The 13,092-nt window shown below is 59.5% G+C and carries 15 protein-coding genes and 1 pseudogene; 4 read left to right on the top strand and 12 right to left on the bottom strand.

Annotated features, from left to right (window positions below; translation table 11 throughout):
• Positions 1-37: 37 nt before the first annotated feature.
• A pseudogene (locus WLY71_RS25900) lies at positions 38-514 on the bottom strand (restriction endonuclease); the annotation flags it as partial.
• Positions 478-615 (bottom strand): hypothetical protein, encoded by a 138-nt coding sequence (locus WLY71_RS25905; protein ID WP_347805810.1) that lies wholly within the window; start codon positions 613-615, stop codon positions 478-480. The pseudogene WLY71_RS25900 and the gene WLY71_RS25905, both read right to left, overlap by 37 nt.
• 322 nt (positions 616-937) lie before the next feature.
• Between WLY71_RS25905 and WLY71_RS25910 the strand changes: the two genes are divergently transcribed.
• Positions 938-1,348: a low affinity iron permease family protein gene (locus tag WLY71_RS25910; RefSeq protein WP_347805811.1), complete on the top strand. Its 411-nt coding sequence runs from the start codon at positions 938-940 to the stop codon at positions 1,346-1,348.
• A gap of 44 nt (positions 1,349-1,392) precedes the next feature.
• Here the strand turns inward: WLY71_RS25910 and WLY71_RS25915 are convergent, their stop codons facing one another.
• The 6 genes from WLY71_RS25915 to WLY71_RS25940 form a co-directional block, all read right to left on the bottom strand.
• Positions 1,393-1,896 carry a DUF4142 domain-containing protein gene (locus WLY71_RS25915; RefSeq protein ID WP_347805812.1) on the bottom strand — a complete coding sequence of 168 codons (504 nt, stop codon included), beginning with the start codon at positions 1,894-1,896 and terminating at the stop codon, positions 1,393-1,395.
• 73 nt (positions 1,897-1,969) lie between these two features.
• A complete protein-coding gene (locus WLY71_RS25920; protein WP_347805813.1) occupies positions 1,970-2,128 on the bottom strand; it encodes a KGG domain-containing protein in 159 nt (52 codons plus the stop codon).
• 117 nt (positions 2,129-2,245) lie between these two features.
• Positions 2,246-3,595 (bottom strand): sensor domain-containing protein, encoded by a 1,350-nt coding sequence (locus tag WLY71_RS25925; protein ID WP_347805814.1) that lies wholly within the window; start codon positions 3,593-3,595, stop codon positions 2,246-2,248.
• An 85-nt stretch (positions 3,596-3,680) separates the two neighbouring features.
• Positions 3,681-4,319 carry a LysE family translocator gene (locus WLY71_RS25930; RefSeq protein ID WP_347805815.1) on the bottom strand — a complete coding sequence of 213 codons (639 nt, stop codon included), beginning with the start codon at positions 4,317-4,319 and terminating at the stop codon, positions 3,681-3,683.
• 62 nt (positions 4,320-4,381) lie between these two features.
• Positions 4,382-4,798, bottom strand: coding sequence for a fosfomycin resistance glutathione transferase (gene fos / locus WLY71_RS25935; protein WP_347805816.1), 417 nt, complete (start codon positions 4,796-4,798; stop codon positions 4,382-4,384).
• Positions 4,799-4,808: 10 nt separating this feature from the next.
• A complete protein-coding gene (locus WLY71_RS25940; protein WP_347805817.1) occupies positions 4,809-5,750 on the bottom strand; it encodes a LysR substrate-binding domain-containing protein in 942 nt (313 codons plus the stop codon).
• A 77-nt stretch (positions 5,751-5,827) separates the two neighbouring features.
• Here WLY71_RS25940 and WLY71_RS25945 point away from each other — a divergent pair, with 77 nt between their 5' ends.
• On the top strand, positions 5,828-6,316 hold the full coding sequence (locus WLY71_RS25945) for a DMT family transporter (RefSeq protein ID WP_347805818.1): 489 nt from the start codon (positions 5,828-5,830) through the stop codon (positions 6,314-6,316).
• 79 nt (positions 6,317-6,395) lie between these two features.
• Here the strand turns inward: WLY71_RS25945 and WLY71_RS25950 are convergent, their stop codons facing one another.
• The 4 genes from WLY71_RS25950 to WLY71_RS25965 all read right to left on the bottom strand — a co-directional run bounded on the left by WLY71_RS25950 (position 6,396) and on the right by WLY71_RS25965 (position 11,209).
• Positions 6,396-7,727: an MFS transporter gene (locus WLY71_RS25950; protein WP_347805819.1), complete on the bottom strand. Its 1,332-nt coding sequence runs from the start codon at positions 7,725-7,727 to the stop codon at positions 6,396-6,398.
• A 201-nt stretch (positions 7,728-7,928) separates the two neighbouring features.
• Positions 7,929-8,855, bottom strand: a complete 927-nt coding sequence (locus tag WLY71_RS25955; RefSeq protein ID WP_347805820.1) for a hydroxymethylglutaryl-CoA lyase — start codon at positions 8,853-8,855, stop codon at positions 7,929-7,931.
• Positions 8,852-10,045, bottom strand: a complete 1,194-nt coding sequence (locus tag WLY71_RS25960) for a CaiB/BaiF CoA transferase family protein (RefSeq protein WP_347805821.1) — start codon at positions 10,043-10,045, stop codon at positions 8,852-8,854. Before WLY71_RS25960 ends, WLY71_RS25955 begins: the two co-directional genes overlap by 4 nt.
• A 255-nt stretch (positions 10,046-10,300) precedes the next feature.
• Positions 10,301-11,209: a LysR family transcriptional regulator gene (locus WLY71_RS25965; RefSeq protein WP_347805822.1), complete on the bottom strand. Its 909-nt coding sequence runs from the start codon at positions 11,207-11,209 to the stop codon at positions 10,301-10,303.
• Between the two features lie 239 nt (positions 11,210-11,448).
• Between WLY71_RS25965 and WLY71_RS25970 the strand changes: the two genes are divergently transcribed.
• Together WLY71_RS25970 and WLY71_RS25975 are read left to right on the top strand one after the other, a co-directional pair.
• Positions 11,449-12,684, top strand: coding sequence for an aminotransferase class I/II-fold pyridoxal phosphate-dependent enzyme (locus WLY71_RS25970; protein ID WP_347805824.1), 1,236 nt, complete (start codon positions 11,449-11,451; stop codon positions 12,682-12,684).
• Positions 12,685-12,705: 21 nt separating this feature from the next.
• A partial coding sequence (locus WLY71_RS25975; RefSeq protein ID WP_347805823.1) for an MFS transporter occupies positions 12,706-13,092 on the top strand: 387 nt, incomplete at its 3' end.

Raw genomic sequence — 13,092 nt, forward strand, 5'->3', positions numbered from 1 at the left:
CGTGATGGCCGGTTTTTTTCGCACCGAGCAAGCTCGGTTAGTCGTAATATCCAACAGTCTTCTTCAAGTGATCCGAGTATTCGTAGATATCGTCTATCGAGTTAATTGCGTGCCGGGTTTCATTTTTCTCTTCGTCAAATATGCCGATGTATTTTTGTGAACGATTGAAGTGCAGACGGCAGATCGGTTTGCGGTTGTTGTCGTCGAGCAGAATGCCGAAGTAACTCTGGGTGTCGCGCTGAACAATCCGCTTCGCATCGACAACAGACCGAACGACGGCACGGACGATGTGATACCCCTCCAGTTCTTCCAGCGTTGTCAGAACCTTGTCCTCTGACTCGTCTCGCAAATCCGGCTGCTCAGCACTGCTGGAAGAAACCGACAAAGAGGCTAACGCGGGTTGAATAGCACCGCTCATGGCCGACTTAAGCCTATCGTTGATTTGGTCGTTGAGAAACTGCACCACGGCCTTTCTCGTTAGCTCATGGAACTGCTCACGGACGTGCTGATAAATGGCATGACAAACGCGTTCTTGGTCGCTTCTTCCGTCTTAATGGCAGCGCCTTGCAAACGAACTTTGGCGGCTAAGCTTGCTAACTTTTCGAAGAATTCCATGAGTGGCCTCTTATCTGGTTCGATCCGTGTGTTTGCATGCTGGCAAATTGATTGCCTTTGATACTAGACACAAACCGGCACAAAGAAAGAATCCAGCCAAGAATTGAGAACGCTCTAGATTTCTTCTACCCAGCCCTGGCTCAATCCGTCTTTGACATCACCAAGATCGCAGCCTTCGGCAGCTCCTACGCCAACCATATTCCAATGTAGAAGGTACCAGGCTCAGATAACCGTTTTTTCAGTGGGCATAGGTAAGTAATTAGAATTTCCAACTCGCCGTCGCTGTCTGAAAATCAGGCGCATCCCTATAAGGAACACGGCTATGAAATTCGCAAAAGTCGCTCAGAAACTTGCCCTGTGGGCGGGCAGCCCAAAGACGTTCATGGGGGCGATCATTCTGATTTTTCTATGGGGTCTGAGTGGGCCGATTTTTCATTTCGACGACACCTGGCAGCTGATCATCAATACCTCGACCACCATCATCACCTTCCTGATGGTGTTCCTGATCCAGAACACCCAGAACCGCGACACGGACATTTTGCATTTGAAGATCGATGAGTTGCTGCGGGTGACGAAGGATGCGCAGAACGCGATGCTGGGGCTCGAAGCGCTGGACCTCAAGCAGTTGGAAGCGCTGAGAAAGCAGTATCGGCAACTTGGCGAGGGCGAAACGATTTCCCTGGACGGCACCGTCATCCAGGAAAAAGGTAAGCAGGATTTGAATGAGTGCTGATCGGACATCGCGGGTGGCCCGAGGTCACCCGCGTACTTCGTGGGTTAGCGACTGGCTTGCAGCGCCTTGGCCATTTCCAGGTGGTTCTGCAGTTTGGGCAACGTTTCTTCGGCGAAGGCTTTGATTTCAGGCACGTCGGTGGTTTGCGCTGCCTGTTGAAGCTGTTCGATGGCTTCCTGGGTGGTTTTCACCTGACTGGCCGCGTAGGCCTGGTCGAAGCTCGCGCCGTCCTTCACGTCCGGCATCAAGGCTTTGGCTTTATCGACTACCTCTTCGCGCGGAGCCACCGGCAAAACCAGTTGCTTGGCGATTTTCGCCAGGTGCTGGTTGGCGGTGGTGCGGTCGTTGATGACGACGATGGTGTAGTCCTTGACCTCTTTGGATTCGGTTTTCTGGTGCGCCAGGCGGCTGGCTTCGATATCGGCCATGCCTTTGGCCGATGCATCGTTGATGAATTCGGCGGGGGACTGGGCAAAGGCACTGCTCGCGCACAGGCCCAGCAACGTGGCAAAACTGGCATTGCGTAATCGGGTGGCCATCCGGCTCATGGTCGCGCCCTCCTCGTAAAAAATTCAAACGGGAGCTTACGCTCCCGCCTCTCAATCAAAACTACCTTCACCGCTACTTCGATTTCTGGCCACCTTTGCGGCCCATGTCGGGTTTCGCAGGGTCTTTATCGACAGTCGTGGTGGTAGTTTTCCCACCTTTGCGACCGGCTTCAGGCGCCTTCGTTCGATCGTTGGCGAAGTTTCCCGAGTTCGAGTTTCTTGAGTTAGGCATGATTCTCTACCTCTTGGTGATGATCGCGGCGAGCAGGAGCCCGCATAGGATCAGAATTTCGATCACCGCAAAGGTTTAGAAAAGTTGAAATCGCCGCGACGAACGGTGGCAGATTTTTCAGGCCCCGAGGCGCTGGTGATGTTCGCGCTTGGCGGCATACATGGCCTCATCGGCATGCCTGAACAGCTGCTTTTCCTCGGTGCCGTGCTCGGGGTAATGAGCGACACCGATACTCGGGTGGATGTTCACGCTGTGCCCATCCAGACGCAAGGGTTGAGCCAGAACCTGATGGATTTTTCCCGCCACGTTGTTGGCGTCTTCCGACGCGTGGATGCTGTGCAACAACACCACAAACTCGTCACCGCCAATGCGCGCCACCGTGTCAGTTTCGCGCACGCAGCCTTTGAGCCGATTGGCGACCGCTTGCAACAGCATGTCGCCGACTGCATGGCCGTGGGTGTCGTTGACTTGCTTGAAGCGGTCGAGGTCGACGTACAGCAGGGCCATTCGGCCGGAGTCCGCCCGAGCCAGCGTCAGTGAGTCTTTGAGCCGGTCCCGGAGCAACTCTCGGTTGGGCAATTGAGTCAGTTGGTCGTACTGCGCCATCCGTTGCAGTCGGGCATGCAATTGCTTGCGCTCGATCGCTGTCGCGACCTGGGCGCAAACGTATTGCAGCAGCTCCTTGTCCTGTTCGGTGTAGCGCTCACCACCGGGCACGCTTTTAACGATCAGCGCACCGATGGTGCCGTTTTGTGAACTCAACGGCACACCCAGCCAGCAAGGTGAATGCTGGCCCGCGACCAGCGCCTCAAACCCCTCCAGGGGATTGTCCTGATCCGGGGTCAGCAGAATCGGCTGGCCACTGCGAATTACCTCGGCGCAGAGGCGTCCGGTGATCGTTCCGGGCTGCTCGGGTTGCTGCTCATGGTCGTTAACGTGATAGGGGAAATTCAGCTGCGCACAGTGTTCGTCATACAGCGCCACGGAGAAATTCAGCGCCGGCAGCCATTCACCGATGATCAAATGGATGCGTTTGAACAGCGCCAGTAAATCTTCCGCCGCGTGGGCCGCTTCGGAGATCGCATACAACGCTGCTTGCCGGGACTCGGCCTGCTTGCGCTCGGTGATGTCGCGCGCCACGGCGATACGCAATTGGTCGACCTCCGACCAGCGCGCCGACCAGAGGACGTGCACCACTCGGCCATCCTTGCGCAGGTAGCGGTTTTCGAAATTGAGCTTGGGTTCGCCGCCCATGATCTCCCGCGCGGCGTCGAGGGTGCGCTGACGATCGGCGGGATGCACCAGGTCGATCATCGGCTGACCGATCAGCTCCTCGGGGGTATAACCGAAAATACGCTCGCAGGCCGCGCTGACAAATACGAAGCGACCTTGTGTATCGACCGCACAGACGGCGTCCAGCAAGAGATCGATGTAACTCGCCGACGGCGCGGAATTTCTGGTTGCCATGGTGCAGAGCGCTTGTCCGAACAATGCAGCAATAAAAAACCATCCCTGCCCCATCAGTACAACTGACGCCTCCCTGCGATCAGCCTCACGCCTTGTTCGTCACCAGCCCCGGCAATGCATGCGCCAAGGCGTTGATGGCGAATCCGATAAACATCAGCCCACACAGCCGGGTGATCAACAGCTCATGGCGCTGGTACAACATGCGCACCTGCCGCGCACCGACAATGCCAATGAGGATAGCGTAGGCCATGAGGCCACCGACGAAGCTCAGGACAATCAGCCACGGCAGCATCGACCAGTGCAGCAATTCGACACGGCTGGACAGCAGCGCCGTAAAAGTCGCTACCGCCACCGGGTAAGCCTTCGGATTGGTCAGGCCAAACAGAATGCCGTGCCAGAACGGCTGCCGCGCAGGGCCCTGTGGTGCTTCAACACTGCTGCGACGGGCACGAACCGCACGCAGACCGAGCCAGAACAGATACAGCCCGCTGAACACGCCCAGCACATCGAACGCGGTACTGCCGATTTCCCGTGCACCGACAATCGCGATCAGCGCGGTGCTGCACCAGACCACATCCCCCAGCAAATGCCCGCAGAGAAACCCCGCCCCGGCCCTCCGACCACGCGCCGCACCGATGCCGAACACCGCCAACACACCCGGCCCCGGCGTGATGCCGTAGATAAAGCCCGAGGCGAGAACAGCCATTAGCAGCGATGGGGTCATTGGAAGTCCTGTTGAGCCGGGGTGAATGCACGCAAGTCTATCTCAGGTTCCCGGAACCCGACTTACAGATCGTCGAAGAACTTCATTCCCGCATAGGGCCGCTCACGACAGGCTGCCAGCCGTGATGCCAGGTCACCGACATGGGCTTCAAGCTTGTGGCCGTCCGGGTCGAGGAAATAGAAGGACGCGCCTTCACTGCGGTTGTCGCGCCACTCCTGCACGCTGGCGGATTGCAGGCGCTCGACGAACAACGGGAAATCCGATGCGCTGATGCCGAAGGCGTAATGGGTGTAGTCGGCGGCGGGTTCGGATTTGCGCAGCGGATCGAGGGAAAGGCATAGCCACAGGCCCGGTAATGAGAGATAGGCACCGGTGTCCCAGATAGCTTCGAGGCGCAGTTGCAGCAGATCTTGATAAAACGCCACGCTGCGGTTGACGTCGGTGACGGCGAGGGTCAGGTGGTTGAGGCCAGTGAGCAATTTTTTTACCTCAATCGTTAATTGATGAGCCAGTGGTTTGGTCGCCGCGCACTATCCCCTCCTCAATCCGCCCATTCAACCAGTTCAACGCCTGATCCCCGCCCCGCCGCTTGTGCCAAACCAACACAAATGTAAACGACGGAATGTGAAACGGCGGCGGGACCACGATCAACGACTGTTCATCGATATTGAGCAACCCTCGGGACGCAACGGTAAGAATCAGATCAGTGCCGCTGATGAACTCCGGAGCGACGCTCCAGTGCGGCAGGCTGATCGCCACGCGACGGCGTTCACGCAGGGCGGTCAGGGCCCGTTCGATTTCCGGGGTGCCGCTGCCGCGCATTTCCAGCAGGACGTGGGGGCGGGCGAGGTAGGTCGGCAGGTCGAGCACGCCATCGGCAGGCAGGCTGTTGCGGTCGACCAGACAGGCGTAGTGCTCTTCGAACAGCGGGCTGCTGCGCAACTCGTTCGGCAACTCTGGAAAGACGCCTGCCGCCACGTCGATGTCGCCGTTGAGCACACCCTCGAGCATGCCTTCGCGGCTGGCATGGCTGATTTGCAGATCGATGCCCGGCGCTTCCCGGCGCAAGGTCCGTATCAACCCCGGCAGGACGATTGCAGCGCCATAGTCAGACATCGCCAGTCGAAACGTGCGCTTGGCAGTGGCCGGATCGAAGGTATTCGGTGCCAGCAGCGATTGCACCTGAGCCAGGGCGTCGGCCAAAGGTGCCATCAACTCCAGGGCTCGCGGGGTTGGCACGAGGCCGGCGCCCGCCCGCACTAGCAAAGGATCGCCGAGCAGATCACGCAACCGCGCCAAGGCATGACTGACGGCCGGCTGACTCAGGTGCAAGCGCTCGGCGGCACGGGTCACGTGTTGCTCGCTGAGCAAGGTGTCGAGGATCACCAACAAATTGAGGTCGACGCGCCGAAGATCATTCATCTGATGCATGTTCTGGATAGCGATTTGGAATTTAAATCTGCGCGACGAATACTCTAGAGTCCAGCAAAACCTGTTGGAGAATTATCATGAGTACGTTGCATTGGACCGGGCTCTTGCTGCTGGCCGTGATCGCCGGGGCGGTGGTGCCTTTTCAAAGCGCGATCAACGCCAACCTCGGGCGCGGTTTGGGCCATCCGTTGTGGGCCACCCTCGCGTCGTTGCTGGTGAGTATTGTGGTGTTATTGCCGGTTATGTTGGCGCTGCGGTTGCCGTTGCCGTCGCTGGCGTTCATCAGCAAGGCGCCGCTGTGGATGTGGACCGGTGGCGCGTTTGGGGTGTGCTTTATTTCATTGGCGCTGATGTTGCTGCCCAAACTCGGGGCATCGGGGTTTATGGCGTTGGCGCTGGCCGGGCAAGTGGTTGCGTCGCTGGCGCTGGATCACTTCGGAATGTTTGGATTGGTCGAGCGGCAGATGACCGTGTCGCGGGGGGTTGGCGCTTTGATGCTAGTGGCGGGAGTGGTGTTGATTCAGTTCAGCGCTACACCGGCCAAAGCGGTGATTGCAGCCTCTTGAAAATCAAAAGATCGCAGCCTCCGGCAGCTCCTACAGGGATGCGTGGTCCCAGGTAGGAGCTGCCGAAGGCTGCGATCTTTTAAAACTTGTCGAGCGTGCGCAGCTTCTGCGGCAACCCCCACAGCAGCAGCGCAACGGCGATCAGCGCGCAAACTCCGATGACGTATAGCGCCGGCGTGGTGCTGCCCGTCAGGTCTTTAATCCGCCCCACCATCACCGGGCTGACGATGCCGCCGAACTGGCCGAGGGTGTTGATTACTGCGATCCCGCCCGCAGCCCCTGCGCCAGCACCGGCCAGCAGTTTTGGCGGCAGGGTCCAGAAGCTCGGGATGGAGGCGATGATCCCGGCACCGAGCAAGCCCAGCGCGGCAATCAGGAAGGTCGTGTGGTTAGCGAAGATCCCCGCACAGAAAAACCCTACCGCGCCCACCGCAACCAGACCTGCGACAAACTTGCGCCGCTCGCCAGTCGAGTCGGACAACCGCCCGATCACCACCATGCTGATCGCGCCGCAGATGTAAGGGATGGCGGTCAGCAAACCGATCATCACCGGGCTCTCGGTGCCGGCGCTGCGAATCAGTTGCGGGGCCCAGAAGTTCAAGCCGTAGGACGCCACCTGAATCAGGAAGTAGATCAGCCCGAGGGTCAGGAAACCCGGAATCCGCAGTGCGGCGAGCAACGAGCCACCGCTCTTGTGCGGTTCATGGTGCGCGATACGGCTGGCCAGCAGCGTCTTCTCTGACGGTGTCAGCCAGTGAGCGTCTTCGATGCGGTCCTTGAGCAACGTCAGCACCAGCAAGCCGAGGCCAATGCAAGGCACGCCGCCCAGCAGAAACAGCCAGTGCCAGCCGCGCATATCGAGGAAGCCGTCGAGGTGTTGCAGCACCAGCCCGGAGAACGGTGCGCCGACCAGACCTGCAAATGCCGACGACAGAAACAACATCGAAGTGATGCGTCCGCGATAGTGCTGCGGGAACCACAGCGTCAGGTAATACAGGACTCCCGGCGCAAAACCGGCCTCCATCGCGCCAATCACAAAGCGCAGCGCGTAGAACTGCCATTCGCTATTGACGAAGACCATGGCCGCGGTGGCGAGTCCCCAGGACATCATGATCCGGGCGATCCAGCGCCGGGCGCCGACCTTGTACAGCATCATGTTGCTCGGCACTTCGAAGATCACGTAACCGACCACGAACAACCCGGCGCCGAGGCCGTAAGCGGTGTCGCTCAGGCTCAGGTCGGTCTGCAGCTGGAACTTGGCGAAGCTGATGTTGATGCGGTCGAAAAACGCGAACAGGTAGCAGACCATGATCAACGGCATCAGGCGCCAGGCGACTTTGCTGACCAGGGCTTTTTCTTCGTCGTGGCTAACGGACGGGCTCGCGCCCGCCTCCAGTACATTAAGGCTCATGATGGTTCTCCAGGCGGACTGCCCGTGGGTGTCCGATTGTTTTTGTTGTCTGGTTGAGAGGATCGGGTGTGAATGCTTTTACTGTGGGAGCGAGCTTGGTCCGGGCGGCGATCCGACGATGACTGAGTCATATCCGACAGAGCAATTGGCTGACCCACCGCTATCGCGAGCAAGCTCGCTCCCACAAGGTTTTGAGTTGGGTCAGGACGGCGTCGGATGCAGATCGCAATTGCGTCCGGCCTTGACCAGCTGACCGGGCACTTCGTGGCCCAGCAGCGCGGGTAATCCTCGCGATAATTGCAGCAACAGCGGCAGATCGATCCCGGTGTGAATGCCGATCTCATCGCACAGGTTAACCAGGTCTTCGGTGCAGATATTGCCCGAGGCACCCGGCGCGAACGGGCAACCGCCGAGCCCGCCCAGTGCCGCGTCGAAGCGACGGGCACCGGCCTCGTAGGCGGCCAGCACGTTGCACAGACCGAGCCCCCGAGTGTTGTGGAAATGCAGGGTCAAATCAGCGGGCGAAACTCGCTGCAAGACCCGCCGCACCAGACGATCAACCTGCCGCGGATTGGCCATGCCGGTGGTGTCGGCCAGGGTAATGCCCTGGATCCCGAGTTCCTGATAAGCCTCGACGATTTGCAGCACACGATCCTCATCGATCTTGCCCTCAAACGGGCAGCCGAAGGTGGTGGCGATGCTGGCGTTGAGTCGCACCGTCGTCCCGCGAACGTATTGCACGATCTCGCCGAACGCGGCCAATGAGGCTTCGCAACGCATGCGCATGTTGGCCAGGTTGTGGGTCTGGCTGGCGGACATCACCAGATTCAACTCGTCAGCCCTGGTCGCCAACGCCCGCTGCGCGCCTTTCAGGTTGGGGATCAACGCGACATAAATCACCCCCGGTTGCCGGGTGATGCCCTTGAACACCAGCTCACCGTCGCGCAGCGCCGGAATAGCCTTGGGGGAAACGAACGAGCCTGCTTCGATGCGGCTGAAACCGGCCAGCGACAGCTGATCGATCAAGGCAATCTTGTCGAAGGTTTCGACCCAGGTCGGCTCGATCTGCAAGCCGTCGCGAGGGGAGACTTCCTGAACAATCAGGGTCTCGGAAAAATCAGTGATCATTGCACCACCCCTGCAGCTTTCAACCGTTCGATGTCCGAATCTGTAAGGCCCAGTCCCGCGAGAATGCCGTCGGTGTGCTGGCCCAACGTAGGACCGGACCAGTTCACGCCACCGGGCGTCTCGGACATTTTCGGCACAATGCCGGGCATCTTCACCGTGGCACCGCCGGGCAGGTCGGCGTTGAGCAGCATGTCCCGCGCCTGATAGTGCGGATCGGCGACGATGTCGGCGACTGAATAGATACGCCCGGCCGGGACTTCGGCAGCTTCCAGTGCCGACAACACATCGTCGATCGACAGGCTGCTGGTCCAGTGAGTGATCGCCGCATCGAGCACGTTGCTCTTGGCGGCACGCCCGTCGTTATGGGCAAACTCCGGCGCATCGGCCAGATCACGGCGACCGATCACGTCCATCAAGCGCTTGTAGATCGGATCGCTGTTGCCGGCGATCACCACGTAGGCGCCATCGGCCGTCAGATAAGTGTTGGACGGCGCGATGCCCGGCAAGGCCCCGCCGCTGCGCTCACGAACATGGCCGAGCATGTCGTATTCCGGCACCAGGCTTTCCATGACGTTGAACACACTTTCAGCCAGCGACACATCGACGACTTGCCCACCGCCCTGCCCGGTCTTGACCCGCAGCAACGACATCAAGGCACCGATCACCGCGTGCAACGAAGCCAGGGAATCGCCGAGGCTGACGCCCACCCGGGCCGGTGGTGAACCGGGGATGCCGGTGGTGTAGCGAATTCCGCCCATGGCCTCGCCGATCGCACCGAACCCCGGACGATCACGGTACGGGCCGGTCTGGCCATAACCGGAAATACGCACCAGCGTCAGGTTAGGGTTGAGGGCGTGCAACACGTCCCAGCCCAAGCCGAGTTTCTCCAGGGCGCCGGGGCGCAGGTTTTCGATCAACACGTCGGCGCTGGTCGCCAGTTGCTTGACCAGTTCGATGCCTTTGGGGGATTTCAGATTCAGCGCCAGGGACTTCTTGTTTCGCGATTGCAGGTACCACCACAACGACGTGCCTTCGTGCAGCTTGCGCCATTTGCGCAGCGGGTCGCCCTGCCCCATGGCTTCGATCTTGATCACGTCGGCGCCGAACTCGGCGAGCATGCGTGCGGCGAACGGCGCGGCGATCAGCGTGCCGATCTCGATCACTTTGATTGCACTCAAGGGGGCAGTCATCGCGGGGTACCTCATGTTGTTCTTGGAATATGAGCCAAGGCTAGAGGACCACGGGGCCTGGAATCCAACCTTCAGTTGGCAACGAACGTTCGCGAAACGCGAACGGTCTGGAAGATTACTGCGACCTCAGGTCAGCCTTCGCGAGCAAGTCGAATCGTCGCACCGCCGCTCCCACACTCGATCTATGTCACACCGAAGATCCACTGTGGGAGCGAGCTTGCTCGCGATGAGGCCAGTCCTTCCAATCGAGAATGATCAGACCTGCCCGCGCAACTGCTCAAACAACATCCGGCTCACCGGCGACAGTGCCGCTTCATCGCGCACCACCAGTACCAACGCGCGATCCGACCAGTCATCCGTCAACGGCACCGCGTGCAAGCCCAGCGCCCGGCCAAACAGCTCATAGGCTTTTTGCGGCAGGATGCCGATGCCCATGTTGGCCTGGACCATCCGGCACATGGCATCGAAACCCGGTACATGAATCCGTAGCTGCAGCACTTTGCCGGCCTGGCGCGCGGCCGCGTGGGTTCGCATATTGATCGAACTGGCGGAGTGCAGACCGACGTAATCGCTGTCCAGCGTATCGGCGAAAGCCAGGTTGGAACGACTCGCCAACGGATGATCGGGCAGCATCAACACCACCAGTTTGTCCTGTCGATAAAGCACGCTGTGCAGGCCTTTGACGTCGCTGTCACTGGAGCAGATCCCAAGGTCTGCCACGCCATCCAGCACACCCTGAATCACCCCGCTGCTGGGGCGCTCTTCGAGGTCGGTCTTGACCTGAGGGTGACGCTCGGAAAAGTCTCGCAAGTCTTCGGGCAGAAACTGAATGATCGCCGACAGGTTGGCGAGCATCCGCACATAGCCGCGGATACCGTGGCTGTGTTCGCCCAGTTCGAGCCCCATTTTCTCGACGTTGAACAGCATCTGCCGGGCATGGTGCAACAAGGTTTCACCGGCCGGCGTCAGGGTCATGCCCTTGGCCTGGCGCACGAACAGACTAATGCCCAGCGCTTCTTCCAACTCCATCAGCCGCTTGCTGGCCGCCGACACGGCGATGGCTTCACGCGCGGCGGCACGGGTCAGCGTGCCCTCCTCATGAACGGCGACAAACAGCTGGAGAGTGATCAGGTCGAGGCGGCGGATCAGGCTTTTTTGCAGCATGGAGGGCTCGATGACTTCTGTTCGACTGAGTCGGCAGGATAGCCCGGTTTCTACGCGACTCGGCAAAGCAAATTGCCCACAACATCACGAGGTATCGCCCTACACATAAATCTCTTGTAACACTCAGCCGTACCGGAAACAGCCGATTCAAAGCCTCCGCCGCGCTCTGTAAAGTCTGGAAACACACACGAACTGCAACACACCCATGGATCGTTTCACTCAAGGAAAGTCATTTTCATATAAACCAGACAGCACGGGCGGCAAACCGCTACACCAACTACCGCAAAGTCATCGCGTTGGCCGATCACGATTGGGAGAGCGCTGAAGCCGGGAAAATTTCGGGGCTTAACGTCGAAATCAAAAGTGCCAACCGGATGCTCGATCAGCACGGGCGCGCGTTTCATCATTTCTGCACGACGTCGTACCTGGGCCTGGATCACCATCCCGACATTCTCGACGGCGCCATGAATACACTGTGGGAAACCGGCACCCTGCGCGTCGCCAACTCAAAGAACCGCTGCAAGCTGGCAATTCTGGAACAGTACGAAACCGAACTGTCCGAGTTGTTCGGCGCCAGTTGCCTGAGCACCTTGTCGTGCAGTGCGGCGAGTGCCGGAATCCTGCCGTTGCTGGCCAGCGGCGTGTTCACGGAAAACCGCCCTCCCGTGATGGTCTTCGACCGGTTGGCGCACTACTCGATGAATCACCTCAAAGCCGCCTGCGCCGATGAAACCACGGTCGTGACCTGCCCTCATAACGACATGGATTTTCTCGAGAAGCAGTGTCAGCAACACCGCACCGTCGCGTATGTCGCCGACGGCGCCTACAGCATGGGCGGGGTCGCGGACATGGACAGTCTTTTGTATCTCAAGGACCGCTATGGGTTGTTTCTCTATCTGGACGATTCCCACGCGCTGTCCGCCGTCGGAACATTCGGCGCAGGCCTCGTGCGCCCCAGGTTGCATGCCCTGGAGGATGACTGCCTGATCGTCGCCTCGCTGGCCAAGTCGTTTGGCGCCAGCGGTGGTCTGGTGATGCTGGGCAATGAATGGCAAAAGAAGCTCATTGCGCGTTACGGCGGCCCCAGCAATTGGTCGCAAAGCTTGAACAGTGCAGCCATTGGCGCGGGCAGAGCGTCCATCCAGCTTCATCGCACGCCGGAATTTGCCGCGTTACAGGAAAAACTTCAGGTTAATATCCGGCTGTTCGACAGCCTCATCCGCACCGATCAACACAACAGCAACATGGCCATTCGATTGGTCAACTGCGGCGAAGCAGCGCTGGCCAACAGCATCGCCATGGAACTTGCCAATCACGGTTTCTTCACCTCGGCCGTCTTTTTTCCGGTGGTCGCACAAGGCAAGGCAGCCATCAGAATCACCCTGCGCGCCGACATGGAGCCCACGCTGATCCGCCACTTTTGTGAACTCATCACCGAGCTTTTACGCATTCGAGGCCGGGACATCGGCTGTTGAACTGAAACCAGGGAAGATTCAATGAAGAGCAGCACCACCCTCCTTGTCACCTGCTGCACGGTTTTCCTCGCCCAATTGGGCATGAGCATCTACCTGCCGGCGCTGCCGGACATGGCCCGGGATCTGTCCGCCGACGCCTCGCAGGTTTCCTGGGGGCTGGCGGTGTATCTGATCGGCATGGCGCTGCCGATGTTGTTCTGGGGCAGCCTTGGCCAGCGCATCGGCCGCAAACCGGTGCTGCTCGCCGCGCTGGGCATCTACGGGTTGGGCAATCTGGCGCTGCCCCTGGGCCAGACGCTTGAATCGTTCCTGGCGTTTCGACTGGTTCAGGGCATTGGCGCCAGCGGCATTTCGGTCATGGCCAGGGTGCTGATCCGCGACAGTTTCCGCGGCGACCTGCTGGCCAAG

This window comes from Pseudomonas rossensis (assembly GCF_039888995.1).
GTDB classification, from domain to species: Bacteria; Pseudomonadota; Gammaproteobacteria; order Pseudomonadales; family Pseudomonadaceae; genus Aquipseudomonas; species Aquipseudomonas rossensis.